17 protein-coding genes are annotated in these 23,793 nt (G+C 67.6%); 6 read left to right on the top strand and 11 right to left on the bottom strand.

Features of this window, described 5'->3' with window-relative positions; translation table 11 throughout:
- Positions 1 to 93 precede the first annotated feature (93 nt).
- From LGY53_RS39625 to LGY53_RS39600, 6 genes are all read right to left on the bottom strand, one after another.
- A complete protein-coding gene (locus tag LGY53_RS39625) occupies positions 94 to 717 on the bottom strand; it encodes a TetR/AcrR family transcriptional regulator (protein WP_225731817.1) in 624 nt (207 codons plus the stop codon).
- Positions 718 to 821: 104 nt separating this feature from the next.
- A complete protein-coding gene (locus LGY53_RS39620) occupies positions 822 to 2,186 on the bottom strand; it encodes a condensation domain-containing protein (protein ID WP_225731816.1) in 1,365 nt (454 codons plus the stop codon).
- Positions 2,186 to 3,655 carry a condensation domain-containing protein gene (locus tag LGY53_RS39615; protein WP_225731815.1) on the bottom strand — a complete coding sequence of 490 codons (1,470 nt, stop codon included), beginning with the start codon at positions 3,653 to 3,655 and terminating at the stop codon, positions 2,186 to 2,188. Before LGY53_RS39615 ends, LGY53_RS39620 begins: the two co-directional genes overlap by 1 nt.
- Positions 3,646 to 5,124, bottom strand: a complete 1,479-nt coding sequence (locus LGY53_RS39610) for a condensation domain-containing protein (RefSeq protein WP_225731814.1) — start codon at positions 5,122 to 5,124, stop codon at positions 3,646 to 3,648. The genes LGY53_RS39615 and LGY53_RS39610 overlap by 10 nt, the downstream gene beginning before the upstream one ends.
- Before the next feature lie 698 nt (positions 5,125 to 5,822).
- Positions 5,823 to 6,989 carry a CdaR family transcriptional regulator gene (locus tag LGY53_RS39605; protein ID WP_225731813.1) on the bottom strand — a complete coding sequence of 389 codons (1,167 nt, stop codon included), beginning with the start codon at positions 6,987 to 6,989 and terminating at the stop codon, positions 5,823 to 5,825.
- Between the two features lie 22 nt (positions 6,990 to 7,011).
- Positions 7,012 to 8,820, bottom strand: coding sequence for a long-chain fatty acid--CoA ligase (locus LGY53_RS39600; protein WP_225731812.1), 1,809 nt, complete (start codon positions 8,818 to 8,820; stop codon positions 7,012 to 7,014).
- 339 nt (positions 8,821 to 9,159) lie between these two features.
- Between LGY53_RS39600 and glnA the strand changes: the two genes are divergently transcribed.
- Positions 9,160 to 10,596, top strand: coding sequence for a type I glutamate--ammonia ligase (gene glnA, locus LGY53_RS39595; protein WP_167475730.1), 1,437 nt, complete (start codon positions 9,160 to 9,162; stop codon positions 10,594 to 10,596).
- Here glnA and LGY53_RS39590 read toward each other — a convergent pair.
- Positions 10,581 to 11,291 (bottom strand): TetR/AcrR family transcriptional regulator, encoded by a 711-nt coding sequence (locus tag LGY53_RS39590; protein WP_225731811.1) that lies wholly within the window; start codon positions 11,289 to 11,291, stop codon positions 10,581 to 10,583. The genes glnA and LGY53_RS39590 overlap by 16 nt on opposite strands.
- Before the next feature lie 100 nt (positions 11,292 to 11,391).
- On the opposite strand from LGY53_RS39590, the gene LGY53_RS39585 reads away from it, so the two are divergent.
- The 3 genes from LGY53_RS39585 to LGY53_RS44320 all read left to right on the top strand — a co-directional run bounded on the left by LGY53_RS39585 (position 11,392) and on the right by LGY53_RS44320 (position 15,150).
- Positions 11,392 to 12,291 (top strand): diiron oxygenase, encoded by a 900-nt coding sequence (locus LGY53_RS39585; RefSeq protein ID WP_225731810.1) that lies wholly within the window; start codon positions 11,392 to 11,394, stop codon positions 12,289 to 12,291.
- On the top strand, positions 12,288 to 13,718 hold the full coding sequence (locus LGY53_RS39580; RefSeq protein ID WP_225731809.1) for a DUF4873 domain-containing protein: 1,431 nt from the start codon (positions 12,288 to 12,290) through the stop codon (positions 13,716 to 13,718). The genes LGY53_RS39585 and LGY53_RS39580 overlap by 4 nt, the downstream gene beginning before the upstream one ends.
- A gap of 460 nt (positions 13,719 to 14,178) precedes the next feature.
- Positions 14,179 to 15,150 carry a RimK family alpha-L-glutamate ligase gene (locus LGY53_RS44320; protein ID WP_225731808.1) on the top strand — a complete coding sequence of 324 codons (972 nt, stop codon included), beginning with the start codon at positions 14,179 to 14,181 and terminating at the stop codon, positions 15,148 to 15,150.
- 10 nt (positions 15,151 to 15,160) lie between these two features.
- Here LGY53_RS44320 and LGY53_RS39570 read toward each other — a convergent pair whose 3' ends face one another.
- The 3 genes from LGY53_RS39570 to LGY53_RS39560 all read right to left on the bottom strand — a co-directional run bounded on the left by LGY53_RS39570 (position 15,161) and on the right by LGY53_RS39560 (position 19,421).
- A complete protein-coding gene (locus LGY53_RS39570) occupies positions 15,161 to 15,688 on the bottom strand; it encodes an NUDIX hydrolase (RefSeq protein ID WP_225731807.1) in 528 nt (175 codons plus the stop codon).
- 34 nt (positions 15,689 to 15,722) lie between these two features.
- Complete coding sequence (locus LGY53_RS39565; protein WP_225731806.1) at positions 15,723 to 16,436, bottom strand: hypothetical protein; 714 nt, start codon at positions 16,434 to 16,436, stop codon at positions 15,723 to 15,725.
- 189 nt (positions 16,437 to 16,625) lie between these two features.
- A complete protein-coding gene (locus LGY53_RS39560; RefSeq protein ID WP_225731805.1) occupies positions 16,626 to 19,421 on the bottom strand; it encodes a BTAD domain-containing putative transcriptional regulator in 2,796 nt (931 codons plus the stop codon).
- A 590-nt stretch (positions 19,422 to 20,011) separates the two neighbouring features.
- Here LGY53_RS39560 and LGY53_RS39555 point away from each other — a divergent pair.
- Positions 20,012 to 20,785, top strand: coding sequence for an SDR family oxidoreductase (locus LGY53_RS39555; protein ID WP_225731804.1), 774 nt, complete (start codon positions 20,012 to 20,014; stop codon positions 20,783 to 20,785).
- 78 nt (positions 20,786 to 20,863) lie between these two features.
- On the opposite strand, the gene LGY53_RS39550 is transcribed toward LGY53_RS39555, so the two are convergent.
- Complete coding sequence (locus tag LGY53_RS39550; protein WP_225731803.1) at positions 20,864 to 22,066, bottom strand: DUF418 domain-containing protein; 1,203 nt, start codon at positions 22,064 to 22,066, stop codon at positions 20,864 to 20,866.
- A 183-nt stretch (positions 22,067 to 22,249) separates the two neighbouring features.
- Here LGY53_RS39550 and dop point away from each other — a divergent pair, with 183 nt between their 5' ends.
- Positions 22,250 to 23,749, top strand: coding sequence for a depupylase/deamidase Dop (dop, locus tag LGY53_RS39545; RefSeq protein ID WP_225731802.1), 1,500 nt, complete (start codon positions 22,250 to 22,252; stop codon positions 23,747 to 23,749).
- Positions 23,750 to 23,793 lie beyond the last annotated feature (44 nt).

Raw genomic sequence — 23,793 nt, 5'->3', positions numbered from 1 at the left:
CCTCTTGTCTCACTTGGTGTTTCGGAGCCGATTGCCCCGTTTACGGGCACGGCAAGGTAAAACCTTTGCCGCTTTTGATATTTCGGTTACGTGTCAGCTCGGGTCGGACGGTACGGGCAGTCCTGCGGCGATCGCCTCGAAGGATTTCTCGAGCAGCGGGATCACCGACGTCGGGGGATCGGAGTGGATGTAGACATGGATGGCGGCCCGGTAGGCGGCCATCGCCGTCCCCGCGACCAGGTGCGGATACAGATCGTGCTCCGGATCGGTGCCCGATCGTTCGGCGATGGCCGCTATGAGGTTGCCGAAGACTTCGGATTCCATGAACGCGTTCTGGATCTCGGACCGGGCAACGAACTTACGGACCTCCGCCAGATGCGCCGAGCTCGGCACCAGCCCATATCTCAGGCCGTCGCGCTCCAGCGGATCCAGCACCGCCGCGGTGATCGCGGCCCAGATCGGCTCATCCGCCGGGCGGGTGCGCAGCACCTCGACGGTGCGTCGCATGCGTTCGACCTGGCGGTAGGCCAACGCATCGTATTTACCGTTGAAGTAGTTGTTGAACGTGCGCACCGAGACGCCCGCCCTGGCGGCGATGTCCTCCCGGACCACATTGTCCAGCCCGCGTTCGAACATCAACTCGAATGCCGCGTCGCTCAACGCCTTTCGGGTATCGAGCTTCTTGCGTTCGCGGAGTCCGAGCTTCTCCTCTGCCATGACACGAGCATGACAGAAAATTGCCCACCGGGCAATGTTTCCCGGTGGGCAATTTTATGGCGAACGGGTTGAGCGGCAACGACTCCGGTGGCGAAACTGCTGTACTACCCGCCCTGGGCCGCGCCGACCAGGGTCTTCGCCACCCGGTCCAGGAAGTCCGTGACCAGGGGCCGTGCGGTGGGGGTGTCCGGGAACCGGGTCCGCAGCGACAGGCCGTCGTCGGTGCGGGTGAACCAGAGCTGGACATCGTCCAGGGACGCGCTACGGCTGAACTGCACCGGATTGCGCGGCCGGGTGCGGGTGGTGTCGCAGCGCGAACCACCCGGCAGGTGGCGGTAGTCGGTATACGAGACGCTGAACAGGTCGTGCCTGGTGCGCCGCAGTTCCGGACCGAGTGCGGCGAGCACCTGGGTGGCGGGCACATGGGCGAGCCGCTGCCCGTTCCGGATGGCCGCGTCGGCTCCCGCCACGGTGGTCGCGAAATCCTTCGCAGCGGGCACGCGTGCGGGCGCGTTGGCGACGAGCCAACCAAAGGTGTTGTGATGCCGTGGTTCTCGGCGGGTGTGCACCGGGAATACCAGATCCGTCGCCGCGCCGCCGCCCAATTCGGCGGCGGCCAGCGCCACCGGCGCGAGCAGCGCGGCGAACAGGGAATGACCGGCCGCCCGCGCCCGCCGGTGCAGCGCATCGGTGGCCGTCGGGCCGAGCAACGGCCGGACATCGCCGCCGAACGGCGCCCGCGAACCCGCCGGAATCCCCAAATCCACTGGGAAATGCGGCAGATCGTCGCCCGCCTCGCGCAGGAAATCCCGCCAGCCGCGGATCAGCGGCCCCGTCGTCGCCGACGGAACGGCCGCCTCCCGGCCCGAATAGCACAGGAAACTCCCGGCTTCGGGCAGCGCGACCCGCGTCGTATCACCCTCGTCCAGCGCCGCTCGGTAGAGCTCGTCCAGTTCGGTGACGGCGATGGTGATCGACCAGGCATCGCAGATGGCGTGGTCGAAACCGACTATCACGGTGGAGATTTCGGGCCTGCTGACCGCGCCGAGGAAATACGGCGGGAACCGGAACGGATCGCATGCCGCGTCCAGCCGGGCGCCGAGCAGCGCGCGCAGTTCCGCGGTGGAATCCGCGGCCACCGGCGCCCGGCGTTCCAGCCGAATGTCGGTGTCCGACACCAGATGTACCGCGACCGGACCGCCGCCCGCCGGCTGGGCGAAGCAGCAGTGCAGCGCGTCGTGCCGCGGAATCCAGGCCGCGAAGGCCGCTTCCAGCGCGGCCTCGTCGATCGGCCCGGCCACCTCGAACTGTGCCGCGAGCCAATTGGTCGGCGAGCCGGAACTCAGGTGGATGGCCTGATTCGAGGTGGGCGGTGTCGGGTCGAAGGCCGGGCCGGGATCGGCGATCGCGGTCCACTCCAACAGTTTTCCGGGTTCGGGATCGAGGTGATCGAGGAATAGCAGACGCATCACGGCCCCTGTACGGTCGAAAGTGCCGAGTCCTCGGGCGCACTCGCGGTGAAGTCGCCGGTGGCGGCCACCGTGCGCAGCGTCTCCCGCACCCGGTCGAGGTAGCGCGTCGCGGAGGCGTGCGCGGCCTCGGTGTCCGGATACATCATGGTGACGTGCAGCCGGTCCAGTTCGCGGCTGAACCACACCGGCGAGGTCTGCCCGATCTTGCTGCGCGAGCCGAGCCCGTTGATACCGCTGACGCCCGGTAGCGCATTCTCCAGTGCCGCACCGGAAATGGCGCGCACATCCATATAGGAGATCCACGGCCATTCGGTGGTCGGCGGCACCTTGGCCGCGGTCAGTTCCGCGGCCCTGGACAGCGCGGCGTGGATCGGCACATCGGACAGCGGCTTCACCCAGTCCAGTGCGAAGCCGGCCCGGCCGATCAGCGCGGAGAACTGTTCGGTGCGGTCGAGTTCGAAGTAGATCGGCAGCAGGTTGATGAACCACCCTTGGGCCAGTTGGTATTTCGGCTCCTTGCGGGTGCCGACCACGTTCAGGGCGAGGTAGTGCGCGCGCCCGCTGAGCGAGAGCTCCGCGAGCGCGATCGCGGCGAACAGGCCCGAGGAGAACGAGCCGCCCGCGTTCTTGCACGCGGCGGCGAACTGTTCGCATTCGGCCGCGTCGAGCAGATCGACCTTGATGCCGCGGCTGTCGACCGCCTCGCCCGGCGCCAGGCCGAGGTCGATGGGCAGCGGACGCACCCGTTCGGCATTGTCGGCGATCATGGCCGCGATCCGGTCCAGCTCCGGCGAACCCGCCGCGACGGCGGCCCGCTCGGCCTTCGCGAATTCCACGTAGCTGCCCACCGGCAGCAGCGGCGGCTCCTGTCCCGCCGCGTACGCGGCGTAGATGCCGTGCAGTTCGAAGATCGCCCCGACCAGCGAAAGTCCGTCGCTGAACGCGTGATCGATGCTGTAGAGCAGGGTGAAGCCATCCGGTCCGTGATCGATGGCGCCGCAGAAGAACGCGGGCCAGCGGGTCGGATCGGCGGCCGAGCGGAACCTGGCGATCAGGGTGTCGCGCAGTTCCTCACCCGAGGCGAAGCTGCCGCCGTAGGTGGTGACCAGGTCGACCTCGTCCGCGCCGAGCAGATGCCGGGTGACGGCGAAGCGGCCACCGGTCTCGTCGAGATCGAACCAGGAGCGCAGGGTTTCATGCCTGCGCAGGAAGGTGGCGAAGGTCTTGCGCAGCGCCTCCGGGTCCAGCGGCGTCGCGACGGTGAAGCACAGCCCGAGCTCGGAGGCGAGCGGGTTGTCACCGTAGCGCCGGTCGGCCCAGCGGCGGATATGCGACTCCTGCAGGAAAGTCGGTGGGACGGAAGAGGGTTCGGCGTCCGCGACCGCGGTGAGGGTGGCGGCGGTCGGCGAGAACTCAACCAGCGCACCGGGTTTCGGCAGCCAATCTTCGGTGAGGGTCATTTCCATGACAGCGGCGCTCCTTCGATCGGACGGATGGCGGCGTCCCCGTAGCGGACGAATTCGGCGAGCAGATCCCGCATCCGCAGCACGTGGCGGTGGATATCGCGGGTGGCCCGGGTGGTGCCGGGGTAACGCGTGTTGAGCGTGACGCCCGACGGTGTGCGGATGAACCAGAAGAAGAATTCGTTATCCGACACATTGCGGCTGCGCAGCCACCTGGTATCGGTCTCGACCCAGGTGTCCGACAGCGGGAGGGCGCGAACGTCCATGTAGGACACCATGAACGAGATGCGCGGGCGTGCCTGCAGCAGTTCGCAGACCCGGCCGAACGGCACCGTCGCCGCGGTGCGAACGCGGCGCAGTTCCTCGCCGGCGGGGCCGATCAGCTCGGCGATACCGCGCGCGGCGGCGGTGTCGAGCTGGAACGGCGCGAGGCCGACGAACCAGCCGAGCGTATCGGCCCACTGCTGCTCGCTGCGGGTGTGCAGCGGGATGACGGTCCGGAAGTCCCGGCCCGCACCGTATTCCGTTGTGGCGGCGGCGAATGCGGCGAGCAGCACGGGGAACAGGCCCTGCCGCTTTTCCCGGGCGGCGGCCGATGCGGCGTCGGCGCCGTCGGCATCGAGCACCTCGATGGTGAGGTTGCGCTGCATCAGCCGGGTCGGCTGCTGTTCGCCCGCGCCGAGTTGGATGGGCCGGGCGGCCACCCGGCTCAGCGGCGCGGTGGGCGCGAGCGGCCCGGTGGTCGCGTCGGATTCGCCCGCGGTCCTGGCGTCGGACAGGAATTCCTGCCAGGTCCGCACGCCGTCGGTGTCGACGGTCGCGGCGTCGGCGCTGCTGCGCTCCTGGTCGCAGAAGTCCAGGTAACTACCCGGGTTCGATTGTGGCGGTTGGTTTTTCGGGTCGAGTGCGGCGGCGTAGAACTGCCGCAGCTCGCTGCCGATGGTGATGGTCGAATAACCGTCCAGGATGGAGTGGTCGGCGGCGATGACCACGGTGAAACCGCCGCGGTTGGCGATGGTGACGCAGACGTAGGCCGGCCACCGGCTCGGTGCGGTGCCCTGATCCAGCAGGCCCTGGACCAGGTGATAGGTGGAGATGGTCGAGGTCGGTCGTCCGGCGTCGACGGCGTGCACCCGGATCTCGCCGGGCGGAAGGGTGTAGCGCGCCGGTTTGCCGCCCTCGATGGTGACGTGGCTGCGCAGCCCCTCGTGCCGGTCGATCCAGGCGTCGAGCGCACCGCGCCACGCCTGCGGGTCCAGCGGACCGTCGATGCGGAACGCGTGGCCCAGCCAGTAGTGTCGTTGATCTCGAATTCTGCTGTGCTCCAAGGCATCTCGCAGATGATGCTCGTGGTTGTAGGACACCGCCCTGTTGTCGCGCGGCCAGTCCGCCCAGTGCCTGCGGGCGGTCGGCTGCCACTCGATGACGTGGCCGGCCGACAAGGGGTAGTCGGCCAGTTCGATGAATTCCATGACGCACCTTCAGCTGCCCATCGGTAATTCTTTGCAGAGTCCGGATTACCGATCCGAAAATAGTGACAGTTTTTTTCACATCCGAGAAGCGGGGCTGCGGTCGGGTTTCAACCCCTGGACGTCGTCGTCTGGTTCGGAATGAGAAAACCATAAGAGATTTCAAAGCGTTATGTGACGGTGAGGTGAGTCACCGGTATTTACACCGCAAACGCGGGAAACGGCGCCGGGACGGACCGAATGGTCTGTCGCAGCGCCGTGGCCTGCAAAGATGTGAAGCGAGGCTTATTAAGTTAGCTGGAAGTGTGCTGAAATCGGTGGCGCACCTCACCTGAAATTCATCATAGCTATACCGAAACGTTACAGGCGCAAGCCCATAAAAGTGAGGTGGCTCGCAGTCGAAACTGCTGGTCGGCTAGCTGTTGTGGGTTGAGGCAAGTGTTGTTGCCTTGACCAGCTGCGATGGTCCTGTGATCTCCGAGTGTGACCCGCTTCGGGCTGCCAGCAAACCGGATAAATCGGTTGAAATGGACATAATGGATGCTCGGATTCGCTCGCGATCCGCAATCATCGGGCCGTTGTCTGGTGTCGATCGGTGAAATACCTGGCGCAACTTTATTTCCATCTGAATGGTTTTGGCCGGGACCAGCAATTTCTCGTTTTCGCCTTTTTGCTCAATATGCTCGAGCGGCCGGCGAGGTCTAGGGGGCGAAATCTGCGGACTCCAACCGCCGGGCGAGCCGGGCGGCGGAGAGCGTCATCGCGTCGGCGGGCCGGTGCGGATCGAGTCCGGTGAGCTCGTGCACCCGCGACAGCCGGTAGGTCACGGTGTTGCGGTGCACGTTCAACTGGCGCGCGGTGGCCAGCTGGTTGAACCCGCTGTCCACGAACACCTCCAGCGTCTCCGCCAGCAGCGGCTGGGCGTCGAGCGGCGCGAGCACCGCGGCCAGTCCGGGCCGGGCCGCATCGCTCACCGCGACCGTGTACTCGAACTGCAGATGTTGCCTGCGGCACAACACTTCTCGATGGGCCAGGCAGCGGCCCAGCTCGGCGAGCACCCGCGCCTCGTGGAACATCACCGGAATCGCCTCGCGGGAATGCGCGGCCCCGACGCCGACCCAGTAGGGCGGCGGCCCGGCCTGCGCCGCGGGCAGGCGCCCGAGCAGCGCGGCCTCGGTCGCGGTGCCGTCGTCGCCGGGCTGCAGCGGGATGAGCGCGGTCCAACCGCCCGCGTCCAGCCGCAGGAAGACGCCGGGAATCGCCTCCACCCGGTGCCGCAGCGCCGATGCGGGCCCGCCGCGCGTGCCCGCCAGCCGGAACACCGCGACGAGGAAGGAATCGGCCACCGGGATCACCGGATCGTTCACCCACTCCACCGGATCCTGGCCGGATAGCAGCGCGTCGGCGATGCCGCGGCGGCGTTCCAGCAGATCCCAGCGCGGATCGTGCACGCGCTGGGAGGCGGCCGTCGAGATCCGGGTGATGATCAGCGTGACGTACTTCAACAGCGCCACCGATACGTCGAGCATCAGCTCGCGCTCACTCGGCGTCGCCACCGAACGCAGCCGCTCCCAGAGGAAGGCCGCGCCGAGCCGGTAGCGGTCGAGCACCTCGGCCAGCGGGGTGCCGTCGCGCAACCGGTCCATCGCCAGCTCGACCAGCTCCCTGCTGTCCTCCTCGCTGGGCTCGACGCCACGGCGTAGATACTCGAAGAAGAGGTCGACGTTCAGCTTGGTTCCGCGCGCGAAATCGGTCTCGACCAGCGATTGCGGCATCTTCTGGTACGGCGGCAGCGCGGTGTAGAACCCCTCGACCATCGCGGCGGCCCGCCGGTGGAGGTCGTCGAACACCCGGGTCCGCGATGGCATCATATGGTTCCCCAGTCTCGGACTAGCTCGAGTACAGCGCCTCGATGGTATCCGTATAGTTTGCGGTGATCGGCTTACGTCGCAACTTCCCCGTAGCGGTCAGATAGTCGCCGCCGTTCTCCCAGATGTCCGGCAGCACCGCGTACTTCCTGATCTGTTCGACCCTGGACAGCCTGCGGTTGGCCGCCGCGACACCGTCCTCGATCGCGGCGAGCACCCGCCGGTCGCGCGCCAGCTCGGCCACCGAATTGGCCGCGATGCCGTTGCGCTCGGCGAATGCCGCGGCCAGCTCCGGGTCGAGCAGGATGAGTGCGGTGTTGAACGGGCGCTCATCGCCGATCGCGACGACGGTGCCCGCCAGGGGGGTGGTCTCGGCGACGGTGTTCTCGATATTCGACGGCGACATATTCTTGCCCGCCGCGTTGATGATCAGCTCCTTCTTGCGGTCGATGATCGAGAGGTAGCCGTCGGCATCGAAGCGGCCGATATCGCCGGTGTGCAGCCAACCCTCGGAATCTATTGCCTCGGCGGTCTTTTCCGGCGCGTTGCGGTAGCCGCGCATCACCATCTTGCCGCGGACGAGCACCTCGCCGTCCGCGGCGAGCCGCACCTCGGCGCCCGGCAGCGGCGTGCCGACGGTGCCGATCTTCACCCTTTCCGGACCGTTGAGCGTTGCGCCCGCGGTGCATTCGGTCATGCCGTACCCCTCACACAACGGCAGTCCGAGCGCGAGGAAGAACTCGTGCACCTCGGGCGGAATGGCGACCGATCCGGTCACCGCGACCCGGACCTTATCGAGGCCGAGCCGGAACAGGATGGGGGACAGCACGATTCGATCGGCCAATCGGTACTGTACGCGGTTGCCCAGTCCGGGTGCGCGGCCGTCGGAGATCGCGCGCACCCGGGCGCGGCCGACACCGATGGCCCAGTGGATGAGCGCGCGCCGGACCGGATTCTCCGCGGCGAACCGTTCCTCCAGCGCGCCTTTGACTTTCACCCACACCCTCGGCACGCCGAGGAACACGGTCGGGTGCACGGCGGTCAGCGCCTCGGCCACCTGCTTGAAATCCGGGACGGTGGTGATCTCGCCGCCCTCCTGCATCGTCAGATAGTGCGCGAACCAGCGGTTGGCCGCATGCGCGTCCGGCAGGTAGGAGATCACCCGGTCGTCGGGGCCTCCGCCACCGAATTGCTCGATGATGCGGGCGTTTTCGAGGAAATTCGTGTGGGTGAGCTCGACGCCCTTCGGCGGGCCGGTGGTGCCGGAGGTGTACACGATGGTCAGCAGATCGTCCGGCTGCACCTTGCGCCAGGTCGCGTCGAAGTCGAAATCCTTTGCCGGATTCGCTATTACGTCGTCCAGCGCGACGGTGCCCGCGGGCGCGCCGTCGACACAGATGATGTGCTCGACGATGGAGCCCTGCTCGGCCGCCAGCGCTACCGCATCGAGAACCCTTGGTACGAACTGGGTTTCGCAGATCACCGTCTTATTGCCCGCATTGCCGAACTGGTATGCGAGCAGCTCCGGCGGATTGGTGTTGTATACCGAGAACGGTGTCGCGCCGGTGTGCAGCACCCCGGTGTCGCAGAGGTGGAATTCCGGCCGGTTGGTCAGCATCAGCGCCACCGTTTCGCCAGGGCCGATGCCGAGCCCGGCCAGCCCAGCCGCGATATCGCGGACGCGGTCGCCGTATTCGCGCCAGGTGAGCGTCTGCGTGCCGTCGTAGCTGCGGATCGCCACCGCGTCGGCGTACCGCGCGACATTCGCCTGGAATGCGGCACATAGCGTGTCCGGGCGGGTGCGCGCCGCCGGGACCTTCGATGAAACCAAGGACCTGACCTCTTGTTCGAGAAATTGGGTGAGGTCACGACAGGGGCGACCTCATCGTCTGTTATCAGCACAACGCATGACGGCACGGGCGCGCTAGCGGCAAACGCCAAGAGTGTTGCGCGCCGGATTGTGCACTCGACCAAAGTCGGCAGGATGCCGGATTCGGCCGACCGGAGTTGGTTCGACTGCCCGACAGCGCGATTGGCGTACCGCGCGGTCCGGGCATCGATTCGCATCCGGTGCGGGCGTCAGGAGTCGTATCGTGAAATGCGGCGAGCAGAACCCTCGTTCGCCTCGCCGAACCGCGGGAAAGCGCCGGGCGTCAGCGAGGAGAAAATCGTGCCGAATCCAACCACCGACGGGATAGTCGAATACATCAGCACCGAGGAAGTCGAATACGTCGATATCCGCTTCTGCGACGTTCCCGGTGTGCAGCAACACTTTTCGATTCCGGCCAGCGGATTCGGCCCGGATCTCGTCGACAACGGGGTCGCCTTCGACGGCTCGTCGGTGCGCGGCTTCCAATCCATCCACGAATCCGACATGCTGCTGTTCCCGGATCTGCGCACCGCACAGCTCGATCCGTTCCGGCAGGCGAAAACGCTGAACATCAACTGTTTCGTGCACGACCCGAACACCCGCGAGGCCTACAGTCGCGATCCGCGCAACGTCGCACGCAAAGCCGAGGAGTACCTGCGCAGCACCGGCGTCGCCGACACCGCGTATTTCGGCCCGGAGGCGGAGTTCTACATCTTCGACGCGGTTCGCTACGACACCACCATGAACGGCGCTTTCTACGAGGTGGATTCGGCGTCGGCGGATTGGAACACCGGCGCGAAGTACAACCCGGACGGCACCCTGAATCGCGGCTACAAGGTACGCCCCAAAGGCGGCTATTTCCCGGTGGCGCCCTATGACGCCGATGTCGACGTGCGCGACAGCATGTGCACCAATCTGCAGCGGGCCGGTTTCGAACTGGAGAAGGGCCATCATGAGGTCGGCACCGCGGGGCAGGCCGAGATCAACTACCGTTTCAACACTTTGCTGGCCGCCGCCGACGATCTGCAGCTGTACAAGTACATCGTGAAGAACACCGCGTGGCAGTCCGGCAAGACGGTGACGTTCATGCCCAAACCGCTGTTCGGCGACAACGGTTCCGGTATGCACGTGCACCAATCCCTGTGGAAGGACGGCTCGCCGCTGTTCTACGACGAGCAGGGGTATGCCGGATTGTCCGATCTGGCACGGCATTACATCGGCGGCCTGCTGCTGCACGCGTCATCGCTGCTCGCCTTCACCAACCCGACCGTGAATTCCTACAAGCGGCTGGTTCCCGGGTTCGAGGCGCCGGTGAACCTGGTCTACTCACAGCGCAATCGCTCTGCGGCCGTTCGTATTCCGGTCACCGGCACGAATCCGCGGGCCAAGCGGTTGGAGTTCCGCTGCCCGGATTCGTCGGGCAATCCGTATCTGTCCTTCGCGGCGATGATGATGGCCGGGCTGGACGGCATCAAGAACAAGATCGAACCCGCCCAGCCCATCGATAAGGATCTCTACGAGCTCAGCCCGGAGGAGTCCGCCGAGGTCACCCAGACCCCGGCGAGCCTGGAATCGGTGATCGCCCGGCTGGAGGCCGACCACGACTACCTGACCGAGGGCAATGTCTTCACCGAGGATCTGATCGAGACCTGGATCCGGCTCAAGCGCGACACCGAAATCGCCGAAATCAACGTCCGCCCACACCCTTACGAATTCGAACTCTACTTCGACGTGTAGGTCGATTCGCGAGGGCGCAGCAGGTCTCCGACGATCGTGTCGCGGTCCAGCGGTACGCCGAGGCTGCGGGCATTGCCCTCGAAGAGGGCGAATACGGATTCGGTGAGGATGCCCTCGATTTGGTCGGAGGTCAGTACCGGATCGGCCTCGGCGCGCCAGTCGTTCACCACGCCGTCGACGAAGCCGATGATGCCGAAGGCCATCGGGCGGGCGCGGGCCGGATCGATGCCGGAGCGGGCGAGCGCGACCGCGAACAGGTCGGCCAGGCGGGTGCCGATGCGATCCTTGGCCCCGGCGATGGGGTCGTTCGAATTCCCTTGGGGCGCGGCGTTTCCGAGGAAGCGATGCAGGTTCGGATGTTCGGCGACCCAGCGCACGTAGGTGCCGACGGCGCCGCGCACCGCATCGCGCACGGTGCCGCCGGGATGCAGGGTCGGCATCAGCTCGGCCAGCAGCGATTCCAGGATGCGGCGGCGGATCTGCTCGTCGAGATCGGGGCGGCCGTCGAAGTGCCGGTAGACCACGGTGCGCGGCAGCCGCAGCTGCTCGGCGATCTGCTGCACCGAGACCCCGACGCCCGCGGTCTCGATGGCGGTGATCGCGGCGTCGATGACCTCGCCGCGCCTGCGCGCCTTATGTCCGGTCCAGCGGGCGGCGCGGCCGTCGGTACCGGGCTTTTCGCTGGTCGTGGTCACAGGAATCACGATACTCGCCCAGCTATTGACCGGTACAGTGTGTATCACTAATCTGTCTGTAACAGCTTGTATCGGTTATTCGAGAGTCGGAGAGCTGGCCATGGGCAACGAAGCCGCAACCATCGCGCAGGAATCCTTCGCGCAGCGACTACTCGCCGGATCGGTGAAGAAGTCGTACGACCCGGTCGTCGATATGGACTGGGACGCGCCGCTGGATCCGGACAAACTGTTCCTGCCCGCCGAGGTGGTCTCGCTGTACGGCACCGAGCTGTGGGAGGCGATGACCCCGCAGCAGCGGCGCGAGCTGTCCCGCCAGGAGCTGGCCAACGTGCTGTCCATCGGCATCTGGTTCGAGAATCTGCTGAACCGCCTGCTGCTGCGCGAACTGCTCGCCGGCGATCCGACCACCAGGCATTCGCACTACACGCTCACCGAGATGGGCGACGAATGCCGGCACATGATGATGTTCGGCAAGCTGATCGATCGCATCGAGGCCCGCCCGTACTGGCCGCGCCGCGGCGGCAGGTTCGCTATCGGTGTGCTGCCGCTGTTCCTGCGCGGTTCGATGACCTGGGTCGGCGCGCTGGTCGGCGAGGAGATCTTCGACGCGCTGCAGCGCCGGACGCTCGACGATCCGCAGTTGCAGCCCTTGGTATCTCGCGCCATGCGCATCCACGTCACCGAGGAGGCGCGGCATATCGGCTTCGCCCGCGACGCGCTGGCCCGGCGGGTGCCCACCATGTCGCGGGCCGAGCTGGCGTACACGAAACTCTGTGTGGCCGTTGCGGCTCCGCTGTTCGTCTATCTGATGACCAACCGGCACATGTATACCCGCGCCGGGCTGGACGGCCGGGCCGCCCGCCGGATCGCCGTCCAGAATCCGTTCGCCAAGCGCGCTTTGGGCGTCGGCGCCGCCAACCTCGGTCAGTTCCTCGACAAGCAGGGGCTGATCGGGCCGGTCGGCAAGTGGATCTGGCGGCGCAGGGGCTTGTGGGCATGAGCGCCGATGAGCCCGAAATCCTGGTTGTCGGAGCGGGTTTCGGCGGTATCGGGATGGCGGCCGAGCTGCGCCGGGCCGGTATCGACGACTTCGTGATCCTGGAGCAGGGCGACGATGCTGTGCCTCGCGCGGCGGACAAGTACGACATCGCGCGGCATATCCGCTTCCGGTCGGAGGTAGTCGCACTCGATTTCGACGACGCCGAGGACCGGTGGTCGGTGCGCACCGCCGAAAACGCACTGTGGCGGCCACGAGTGGTCGTGCTGGCGCCCGGAACGGGGTACGAGCCCGCATTTCCGGCCTTCCCGGGACGATATTCGTTCCGCGGCACCAGCTTTCACGCCGCGCGCTGGAACGACGGCATCGACTGTATCGGCAAGCGGGTGGCGGTCGTCGGGAGCGGCGCGCTGGAATTCCTGCCGGAGCTGGCGAAACAGGCTGCGCGCGTTGCGATATTCCAGCCTGCGGCACCTAAGTCGTTGCGGCACGGGCTGTTCGAGCGCACACCAGGTGTGCGGCGGCTCTCCCGGTGGATATCCGGAAAATACGATCCGATTGCCCGGCACGATAATGCCGAATTGGTTACGGATCCGATCGTGCGGATAACCGAATCGGGTATCGCCACCGCCGACGGCCGGGAACGGGAATTCGACGCCATCGTCTACGGAACCGTATTCGGGATCACCGACCGATTCGCCGATCGACATCTCGTCGGCGCGAATGGGCTGACCATTCAACAGGCGTGGCGCGATGGCCCGGAAGGGTTTCTCGGCGTCGCCGTGCACGGATTCCCCAATCTTTTCCTGATCGCGGGTCCGAATTACGGTGGCGGGCGATCCGGCCTTTCCGTGATCGAGGCGCAGGCCCGCTATATCCGCCGATGCATCGAACGGATGCGGCTGACCGCGAGCACCCGGATGGAGGTGCGCGCCGCGACCCAGCACGAATTCAACCGGCGGATGCGGGCGAAATCCGCGGACGGGTTTCACAATTCGGGCGATCGGTGCCAGGACGAGCAGGGGCGCGGCCTGACGGCCTGGCCCGGATCCACCGGGTCCTACCTGCGCACCCTGCGTCGATTCGATCCGAACCACTACGAGCTCACCGTGCCCGTCGATCGGGAACCCGCACACGAATACGCGGGCCCGGCGCTGCTCGACGCACCGGGTTCGGTGCTGCCGGTGGAGGTGGCGCTGAGCGGTCACCCGGACCCGACCGACGGCCTATACCACTGGTATGGACGGATATCCGCGACCACCGGTTCCGATTTGCCCGATCCGGGTCGGTCCGAAGTATTTCTCACCATTCCCGGCGGCGCCGCGACCCCCGCCCGCCTGCAGGAACGGGATCCGTGGGGGAATCTGCGCATCGTCGGCGTCGGCGTGCCGCCATACCCGTTGGAGCCAGCGGAGATCCGCAGTTCCTAGGGTTAACCGTGTCTTAACCCCGTAGCGTATTGATATGACGCTCAACGTCGCCGCGACCTGTATAGTCCCGGTGCGGCGGGAGGACTCGCCCCAGTTACGGAGGGAGTCCGGGCAATGACCGCATACAGGGCACGGTGGCTCGCAGCGTCGATGGTCAGCGGGGGCGGAAATTCCGGACGCACCGTCGAGTGCAGTGGTTCCGCGTTCGCGCCCGGGCCGGTTCCCGGCCCGATATCTGCGTCGTATCCTGTTGTGCCCCACCCGATCCGGGCATTGACGCGACAATTCGTCCTGCCCGTCTGCTGGGCCATGCGCGAAAGCAGTACCGTCGCGGCGGGCTGACCCCGTCGCGATCCGAGGAAAAAAACGATTTCGGCCGCCGGCTCTTCCGGACGGCCAAGCCATGGTTCCGCATCGACCTGTGCGGAATCACCGTCATCTCAGCTGACAAGGGGTTCGTGTGGAAGTCGATGAGTTGGTCGTGGTCGCCGATCACAGTTCGACGGAAGGCAGCAGGAACGTGCTTGCGGGAGCGGCCGAATCGCTCACCGGACGCCCGCCGCGGCTGATCGACGCCCGATATTTCATGACCGGCGGCGGTGGCCGGGTCCGGTTGCTCGACGGCATGCTGCGCCTGGAGGTGCCGTCCGAAAACCTCGCCATCACAGCGTCGGCGGTCGTCGTCTACGAGATCCCGCCCGAACTGCGGACCGGGCTCGCGCCGTTCCAACATCAGCTGCGCCGGTTCGGGGCTCGTTCGCTCGGCACGGACGTCGAGGCGTGGCAGATCGCCACGGACAAGCACCTCACCGTGGAGCGGCTCGCCGCCGCCGGTGTCGGGCAGATGGAATCGGTGGGCTCCCGCGACGCCGGACCGGGCGGCATGGTCGCCGCGTTCGAGCGGCTCGGCGGCGACGTCTGGGCCCGGCCGACCACCGGCACCTGCGGTGAAGACGTCTTCCACGTCACCAGTTACGACCAGCTCGACGAGGTGGCCGGATTCTACGACCGGTTCGGTCAGGATTGGCTGATCTCCAGGGACGCAGGCAATTTCGACGCGGCAGGCCATCGCCACCAGTACCGGGTGGTCGTGCTGGAGGGCCGGGTGCTGCGCGCGGCCGAACACGTCCAGCTCGACCCGGACGCACCGTGCAATGTCGCGCGCGGCGCGGTATCGACGGCCGTCCCGCTGCACGAGCTGCCGCCCGGCGTCGCCGAATTGGGTATCGCCGCCACCGAGGCGCTCGGCCTGCCGTTCGCCGGTGTCGACCTCGCGCCGGAGAGCGGGGGTGTGGTTTTCGAGGTGAACGTGCATCCGCGGATCAGCCCGAAATCCGCGGTGGACGTGGCGATTCCGTATCTGATGGCGCATCTGGCCCGGCCGGGCACCATTGCGCCGGAGGCGGAGCTGGCCACCGAATTCGTTTGCTAGCCAAGACAATTCAGTGCCGGTGCAGTTCGGCGGCGAGCGCGACCAGTTCGGGTAGGTAGTCGCCGTCGGTGCGGGCGAAGCGCAGCGCCGCATCCAGCGGGAAGGCGCGCACCTCGACGATCTGTTCGGCGTCGGGCGGATTGGTCGGCGTCGCGGTGAGCGCGACGTCGACCGCGACCCACAGCCAGGCCTTGTTCGGGTGCGGATGCCAATCCCGGTACGGCACAGGGTCGTTGGCGGTGGCGTAATGGGCGCCCAGCCAGGTCGGCGGACCCGTCGGCCGTGCGCCCGCCTCCTCCAGGAGTTCCCTGGCGAGACAGTCCTCGATGGATTCGTGCTGTTCGCGGGTGCCGCCGGGCAGCAGCCAGCGGTCGCGGTCGTCGCGGCACAGCACCACCTCGGCGCCGGTGAAGCACACCGCGTGCACGTTGGTGACCAACTCGTCGGGCGGTGGGTCGGTGGAGAATTGGACGTCGAGATTGCCCCATGCCCAATGGGTCGGCCGGTGCAGCAGCGGATATCGCTCGGCGTAGCTCACGACTCGACCGTATCGGGTCGCGGTGCGGCGGTTGCTATTCGGTACCGCCGATCTGTAGATGCAGATGTGTGCGGTAGCGCCTGCGCCGGTGCGGCGCCACCGGGCATCCGGGATGATCCGGATGCCGGATGAGGCTCGGCTCGCCGATAGCGGTCGGCAGGCCCGCCGGATCGGGGCCGGTGGAGCGGTCCTGCCACTCACCGGCCGCGAAATCGTAGACGCTGCGGAAGAAGTCGGCGACGAACATATCGCCGTCCGGATCGCCGAGCGGATGCGCGTCCGGTTCGTCGAGGCGGTAGCGCAGCGGTGGCCCGGCGTGCGCGGGCCAGTCGCCGCCCGGGGTGGCGGCGGTGGCGACGCCACCCCAGTGGTCGGCCACCGTGATCCGGCGGCGCACCTCCCCGACGCGCATGACGACGCCCGCGACATCGATCGCGCGGCCGGTGCGGTGGCTCTCGCGCAGTGCCGCGCAGTGCCCGCCCGGGTCGAGCAGCAGTTCGGTGACGCCGAAATTGTCCCGGAGGAATTCGGTGAACCTGATGAGCGCCAATGCGTTTCGTGGATCGAGCAGGCCCGGCCGGTAGGGCGCGCCCGCGGTGTCGTGCAACCGGACGCCCGCGATGATCCCGGGTGTGTGCGGGCCGAGACCGTCCAGTAGCACCCCGTTCGCCGTCGACGGTTCGGCGAGACGAATTACCTGTTCGTTCGCCAGCTTCCGTAGCCGCGCGTATGCCGCGGCACTACTCATCGCACGCGCCGGACCCGGCATGGCGCACCTCCCGATCACCTGTGCGCCACCCGAAACCCGGTGACGCGTACCGAGGATCGGACAGGCGCGCGGAAAGGACACGAGTAGCGGTCTACTCGTGTTCGGGTCCCGCTCTACTCGGCGACGGGCCGGCGATCGGTCGGGGGCCTGCCGCGATAGCGCCCGGCGTTATGAATCACCCTGCGATTGCGCGGTATTCGCGGCCAGTGCGGCCATGCCGCTCGCCACCTTCGCGCGCACCTCGGCGGCCGGTATCGAGTCGGCGGTGCATCCGGTGAGCGCCGCCGCGTAGCACGCGCGGGCGGTATCGAATTCGCCGAGTTGCCGGGCCAGGTCGCCGAGACCACGCTGGGCGTCGGCGAACATCTCGGCCGAGCCGACCGTGTGGGCGGCGCGGCCCGCCCGTTCGTAATCCGCACGCGCCGCGGGGAAATCGCCCGCGGCGGTGCGGGCGTCGGCGCGGCGAATCAGCAGATCGGCCGAATCCTCCACGGTGCCCAGCTGTTCCGCGAGCCCGATGGCCTCGTCGGCCAGCGCCAGGCTTTGCGCCAGCGCGCCGTCGCGCTGGGCCGCCGCCGAAAGTTTGTCCAGAGCCGAGGCCATACCCCAGCGATCGCCCACGGTCCGGAATTCCGCCAGGGCCGTGGTGAATTCGGCGCGCGCGGCCGCTTCGTCGCCGAAGTACTGGTGGCGCAGGCCGGTGCCGAGCCGCAGCAGGCCCTGTGACCAGGGATCGGTGTCGAAAAGGTCGCGCTGGGTTTCGGGATCACCATCGGGATCGACGATCGATCCGGCGACCATGGCGAGCATCAGCACGGCATGCGGCAGGCGCAGTGGGCGTTTCGCGGCCAGCAGGGCGCGCGCCGCGTATGCGAGTTCGGCCGGACCCGCCGCACCGCCCGCGGCGGCCATCGTGATGCACAGCGCGTATTCGGCTGCGGGGAAGCCGGTTTCGCTGTTCGCCAGGGTGGCGGCGATGCGGGCGGCCGGTTCGGCCGCCGCCGAGCGCAGGCCGCGCAGCCACAGATACCAGGACAGATCCGGCGCAAGCCGCCCGCCGAGCTCCGGATCGTTGTCGGCACACCAGCGCAGCGCCGCGAGCAGATTGCCGTGTTCGGCGGTGAGCCTGGCCAGTGCCGGGAGCTGGTCCGCGCCGCGCAGCAGCGGATCGGTCACGGCCGCGAGCCGCGCGAAATGCGTTGCGTGGGTGCGCTGGAAGCGTTCCCGCTCACCCGAGGCGGTTAGCTGCTCGGCACCGAACTCGCGAATCGTCTCGAGCATGCGATAGCGGCCGTCGGTCGCTTCGACGAGGGATTTCTCCACCAGGCCGGTGAGCAGGTCGTCGGTATCCGGTACGGCACAGATCTGTTCGGCATCGGCCAACGTGCAGCCGCCCGCGAATACGGTCAGCCGCCGGGCGAGCGTGCGCTCGGCGGAATCCAGGAGCTCCCAACTCCATTCGACGACGCCGCGCAGGGTGCGGTGCCGGGGCGCGGCGGTACGGCCGCCGCGGGCAAGCAGCCGGAAGCGATCGGTGAGTCGCGCCTCGATCTCGTCCAGCGACAGCGCGCGCAGTCGGGCGGCGGCGAGTTCGATGGCCAGCGGCAGTCCGTCGAGTGCGGCGCAGATGCGTCGCACGGCGGCGACCGTCCTCGAGTCGAGCGTGAAACCGGGACCGGCGGCCGACGCGCGCTCGGCGAAGAGTGCCACCGCCGCACGTCGCGCGGCGGTGTCCGGGTCATCGTCCGGGCCGCCGACATCCAATTGTCCTACGGGGAACAGTAATTCGCCGGTGATGCCGAGCGCCTCCCGGCTGGTGGCCAGCACCCGGAGGCCGGGGCACGCGGTGAGCAGCCGGTGCGTCAACGCGGCGACGGCGGCGACGATGTGCTCGCAGTTGTCCAGGACGAGCAGCAGGGCGCGGCCGGAAAGGGCTGCCGTGAGCCTGGTTTCGATATCGGCGGCCGCGGCCCGGACGCCCGCCGCGGTCGCGACCGCGTGCACGACCTGATCATCCGCGGCCACGACGGTGAGATCGACGAAACACACGTCGCCGGGGCTCCACTCGGCCGCCGCGATGGCGAGCCGGGTCTTGCCGGTACCGCCCGGCCCGGTCAGGGTGACCAGTCTGGTTCTACCGAATGCCGTTGCCAGGCGCGATAATTCGTCATCACGGCCGATGATTTCGGTCAGCTGGGCGGGCAGTGTCCGGCTGCGCGCCGGTGCGGCCGATTCGCCGCGCAGCACCTCGAGATGGGCAGCGGCCAATTCCGGGCCCGGATCCGCACCGAGCTCCGTCGCGAGCAATTCCCGGCCCGCCTCGAAGACCGCCAGCGCGTCGGCCTGTCGGCCATCGGCGGCCAGGGCGCGAACGAGCAGAGCTCGTGCACGTTCCCGAAGCGGTTGGGCAGCAACGATTTCGGTGAAATCATCGATGACCCACCCGGCCTCGCCGAGCGCCATCGCGGCCGCGGCCCTGTCCTCCTGCGCGGTGAGCTTCGCCTCGGTGAGCCGGGTGACCTGCACATCGGCGAACGGCATGTCGCGGACGTCGGCCAGCGCCGGACCGCGCCACAGCCCGAGCGCCTCGTCGAGCAGGGCGGCCGCACCGGTCGCATCACCGGCCGCCAGCGCCCGCCGACCGTCGGCGGCGAGGCGGGCGAACCGATGCGCGTCCACCGCATCGGGATCCACCGCCAGCCGATACCCGGCGCCCTCCGCGACCACCTCCACCGCATGATCCCGCAGCACCCGCCGCAGCCGGGAAACCTGCGACTGCAACGCATGTCCCGCGTCCGCAGGGACATCCACCCCATACAACCCATCTATCAACGCATCCCGGCCGACCGTGCGCCCGGCCTCCAGCGCCAACATCGCCAACAACGCCCGCACCCGCGGCCCACCCACCGCCACCACAGCCCCATCCGACCGCATCACCAGCACGGCACCGAGAACCCCGAACACATCAACTTCCCATCGGCCCGGCAACGCACACGCGCACGAGTATGCACTCGACCCACCCAGTCAGGCATCCGGTGGTCGCCCCGTCACCGCACCCGATGGGCGAGCCGAACAACAGCCTCGGCTCGTGGGCGGGTTCTGCGCGCTGCCGTGGATTGTGCGTTGGCGAACGAACACCTCGGCTTGTGGGCGAGTTCCGCGCTGCCGTGGGTTGTGCGTTGGCGAACGAACACCTCGGCTTGTGGGCGAGTTCCGCGCTGCCGTGGGATGTGCGTTGGCGGAGGAGCGCTCCGGCTTGCGGGCGGGTTCAGCGCGCTGCTGCGTGATGTGTGTCGGCGGAGGAACACCTCCGCTCATGGCGAGTTCCGGGCGTTACCGCGGGCGGCGCTGCCCCTTTCAGATAGATCGCGCCGCCTGCATGCGAGCTGGTGCCAGGTCGGGCGGATACGCATCGCGGTCCGCCGTAGGCGCACGCTCGGTGCTCCCAGGCGTCACGCGCCGGTGAGCGCCGGTGAGTGGACGGTGCGCGTTCGGTGAGCGCTGTCGATGAATGTGGTTCGCGGAACGGATCATCCATCGCAGAGGAGTTCGAAATGTCAACGCTCACCGGCAAAACCGCTCTCGTCACCGGCGGGTCGCGCGGAATCGGGCGCGCGGTCGCGCTGCGGTTGGCCGCCGAAGGCGCGCTGGTTGTCGTGCATTACGGCGGCAATGCCGAGGCCGCGGCGCGGACGGTCGGCGAGATACAGGCGGGCGGTGGGCGCGCCTTCGCGGTGCGGGCCGAATTCGGCACGCCCGACGGCATCGATGCGCTGTTCGACGGGCTGGCGGCGGGTCTGTCCGGGCAACGGCTGGACATTCTGGTGAATAACGCGGGCGGCGGTGGGAACGGCGGTTCGCTCGGGCAGCTCACCCCGGCCGAGGTGGACCGGTTGTTCGCGGTGAACGTGTCCGCGCCGCTGTTCGTCACCCAGCGGGCGGTGCCGCTGCTGCGTGACGGCGGTCGCGTGGTGAACATCTCCTCGATCGCGCCGCGGGTGGCCGCGCCGTCGCAGGTGGCGTATGCGATGACCAAGGGCGCGATCGATGTGATGACGAAAACCCTTGCGGTGGAACTCGGTTCGCGTGGCATCACGGTCAATTCGGTGGCGCCCGGCCCGGTCGAGACGGAAACCATGGCGTCGGTCCTGAACTACGACATGCGCGCGGCGATGGGTGGTATGACCGCGCTCGGCCGGATCGGGCAACCCGCCGATGTCGCCGACGTGATCGCCTTCCTCGTCTCCGATGCCGCCCGCTGGATCACCGGTGACGTGATCGATGTGAGCGGCGGCACCGCGCTGAGCCCGGCGCTCGGCGGACAGTAGCGAACTTCCTTGTTCCCGAGGTGATTTCGCTGGCCGAACAGCGCCGAGCCGCCGCGGAGACGCCGCGACTCGGCGGGTTCAGCGCTCCCGGGCCAGCGCCCGATAGCTCACATTCCACACCCATTCGATCGGTCCGCGTTCGAAGCGCCGCAACCACAGATGCGCGCCGGTCACGATCACCGCGGCGGTGACGAGATAGATCGCGATCGTGAAAGGTACTCGCGCGGTGTCGGACACCCGCGCCGCGAGCCCGAATCCCCAGCCGTAGCACAGGATCGACGCGACCAGATTCTGCAGGATATAGCAGCTGAGCGCGGTCCGGCCGACCTCGGTGAGCCTGCGCCCGACGAATCCGACCCGTGGCCGTCGCAGGTAGAATTCGGCGACCAGCGCGAGAATCCCCAGCGAGACGAACGGCGCGGTGCCGTATCTGGTGAACGCCATCGCGTCACCGCCGACCAGCACGCCGACGAGCAGGTCGACGGGCAGTGCGATCCCGAAGCCGATCGCCATGAACCGCTTGCGGATCCGCGACCCCTCGACGCGGAACACGCCCTTGCGATATAGGAACGCGCCGGTGAGGAACAGCGCGATCGACATGGCGGAGATGAATACCGGCTCGAACCGGAAGGTGCCGAGGTGCGTCAACCGGAAGCCGACGAGATCCCAGAAGGAGCCGTCCGCATAGGGATTCGGGTCCAACGGTTGGGCGGGTTTCGACTGCTGTGGCGCGAATATCATGCCCGCCGCGACGACGGTCAGAATCGCGATGTGCACGGCTGCCGTGTGCATCAGCCAGCGGCGTTGTGCCCGTTCACTTTTCGCGATAATGAAGGCGACGATCAGACCGGTGACCGCGTAGCCCGTCAGCACATCGAATTCGGCGATGAACAGGAAGTTCAGCAGCCCGTCGAGCAGTAGCAGCCCGGCTCGCCACGGGTAGTTCCCCGGCCAGCGCCGTCCGGCCCGGCGCGCCGAATTCTGTTGGATGGCAAGGCCGATGCCGAACATGACGGTGAGCAGTCCGAGGAACTTGCCCTGGACCAGTTGCTGAAGCACCCGCTCGACCCAGATCCAGCCGTGCGCGGACCGATCGACGTCGTGCAGATATCCGATCATGCCCTCGGGGTTGGCGAGGATCCAGATATTGGTGCCGAGCGTGCCGAGTATCGCGATGCCGCGCAGCACATCGAGCGTCGCCAAGCGGGACGCGACGCCACCCGTGCTCGCGGGCGCGACACCCTGGTGCCCGCCGGGAGCGGAGACGGTCGATTCGGTCATGCCGTCGACTATCTCGGCCGCGCACCGGAACCCGTATCCTCCGGAAGTACCACCGCGAGGATGATTGCCGAATCCATATGCGCGGGCTTGCGGCGGCATCGCGCTACGCGTACCTACGCATTCGCTTCGGCCATGCGCGGTCTGAGGACGGCTTTGCCGTCAGCGCCTACTAGGCTCGAACGTATGCAGCGCATCATCGGTATCGAGGTCGAGTACGGCATCTCCACTCCGACGGAGCCGTCGGCCAATCCGATACTCACCTCCACTCAAGCGGTTCTCGCCTACGCCGCCGCGGAGGGGGTGCCGCGCGCGAAGCGGACCCGGTGGGATTACGAGGTGGAATCGCCGCTGCGCGACGCCCGCGGTTTCGATCTGAGCCGGATGAACGGCCCGGCCCCGGTGATCGACGCCGACGAGGTCGGCGCGGCCAACATGATCCTCACCAACGGCGCCCGGCTGTACGTCGACCACGCGCACCCCGAATACTCCGCGCCCGAGGTGACCGATCCGCTGGACGCGGTGATCTGGGACAAGGCGGGCGAGCGCGTCATGGAGGCGGCGGCAAGGCATGCGTCGAGCGTGCCGGGTGCGCCGCGGCTGCAGCTGTACAAGAACAATGTCGACGGCAAGGGCGCCTCCTACGGCGCCCACGAGAACTACCTGATGAGCCGCGACACCCCGTTCAACCAGATCATCGTCGGGCTCACTCCGTTCTTCGTCTCGCGGCAGGTGATCTGCGGTTCCGGCCGGGTCGGCATCGGCCAATCGGGCGATCACGCCGGATTCCAGCTGTCCCAGCGCGCCGACTACATCGAGGTCGAGGTGGGCCTGGAGACCACGCTCAAGCGCGGCATCATCAACACCCGCGACGAACCGCACGCCGACGCCGACAAGTACCGCCGCCTGCACGTGATCATCGGTGACGCGAACCTGGCCGAGATGTCGACCTATCTGAAGGTCGGCAGCACCGCGCTGGTGCTCGATCTGATCGAGGCGGGGGAGGACCTGTCCGATCTGCAACTGGCCCGCCCGGTCACCGCGGTGCACGCGATCAGTCACGATCCGACGCTGCGCGCCACCGTCGCGCTCGCCGACGGCCGCGAGCTGACCGGCCTTGCGCTGCAACGGCTTTACCACGAGCGGGTGGCCAAGTTCATGGATCGCGAAGGTAATGACGATCCGCGCGTACAGGACATCCTGGACAACTGGGCGATGGTGCTGGACCTGCTGGAGCGCGATCCGATGGAGTGCGCGAGCCTGCTCGACTGGCCCGCGAAACTGCGTCTGCTGGAGGGTATGCGCCAGCGCGAAGGCCTGAGCTGGGCCGCCCCGAAACTGCATCTGATGGATCTGCAGTACTCCGATGTGCGCCTGGACAAGGGCCTGTACAACCGCCTGGTAGCCCGCGGTTCGATGAAGCGGCTGATCACCGAGCAGCAGGTGCTCGACGCGATGACCAATCCGCCCACCGACACCAGGGCCTATTTCCGGGGCGAATGCCTGCGCCGCTTCGGCGCCGATATCGCGGCGGCGAGCTGGGATTCGGTGATTTTCGATCTCGGCGGTGATTCGCTGGTCCGAATTCCGACGCTGGAACCCCGCCGCGGCACCAAATCGCATGTCGGCAAGCTGCTCGACGGTGTGGACACCGCCGCCCAACTGGTCGAACAGCTGACAACCTAGCGTTTGCTGTGGCCCGCTCCCGGGTGGAGTGGCGAATGCGACAG

This window comes from Nocardia sp. JCM 34519.1 (assembly GCF_020361265.1).
Classification (GTDB): Bacteria; Actinomycetota; Actinomycetes; order Mycobacteriales; family Mycobacteriaceae; genus Nocardia; species Nocardia arthritidis_A.
The sequence above is the reverse complement of the archived record's forward strand: the minus strand, read 5'-3'. Positions and strand labels throughout refer to the sequence as shown.

Bases quoted from the DNA above. Each gene is read 5' to 3' on its own strand.
- LGY53_RS39580 (WP_225731809.1), top strand. From the start codon at position 12,288: ATGAGCGCCGATGAGCCCGAAATCCTGGTTGTCGGAGCGGGTTTCGGC.
- LGY53_RS39625 (WP_225731817.1), bottom strand. From the start codon at position 717: ATGGCAGAGGAGAAGCTCGGACTCCGCGAACGCAAGAAGCTCGATACC.
- LGY53_RS39565 (WP_225731806.1), bottom strand. From the start codon at position 16,436: ATGAGTAGTGCCGCGGCATACGCGCGGCTACGGAAGCTGGCGAACGAA.
- LGY53_RS39610 (WP_225731814.1), bottom strand. From the start codon at position 5,124: ATGGAATTCATCGAACTGGCCGACTACCCCTTGTCGGCCGGCCACGTC.
- LGY53_RS39585 (WP_225731810.1), top strand. From the start codon at position 11,392: ATGGGCAACGAAGCCGCAACCATCGCGCAGGAATCCTTCGCGCAGCGA.
- LGY53_RS39620 (WP_225731816.1), bottom strand. From the start codon at position 2,186: ATGCGTCTGCTATTCCTCGATCACCTCGATCCCGAACCCGGAAAACTG.
- dop (WP_225731802.1), top strand. From the start codon at position 22,250: ATGCAGCGCATCATCGGTATCGAGGTCGAGTACGGCATCTCCACTCCG.
- LGY53_RS39615 (WP_225731815.1), bottom strand. From the start codon at position 3,655: ATGGAAATGACCCTCACCGAAGATTGGCTGCCGAAACCCGGTGCGCTG.
- LGY53_RS39550 (WP_225731803.1), bottom strand. From the start codon at position 22,066: ATGACCGAATCGACCGTCTCCGCTCCCGGCGGGCACCAGGGTGTCGCG.
- LGY53_RS39605 (WP_225731813.1), bottom strand. From the start codon at position 6,989: ATGCCATCGCGGACCCGGGTGTTCGACGACCTCCACCGGCGGGCCGCC.
- LGY53_RS39555 (WP_225731804.1), top strand. From the start codon at position 20,012: ATGTCAACGCTCACCGGCAAAACCGCTCTCGTCACCGGCGGGTCGCGC.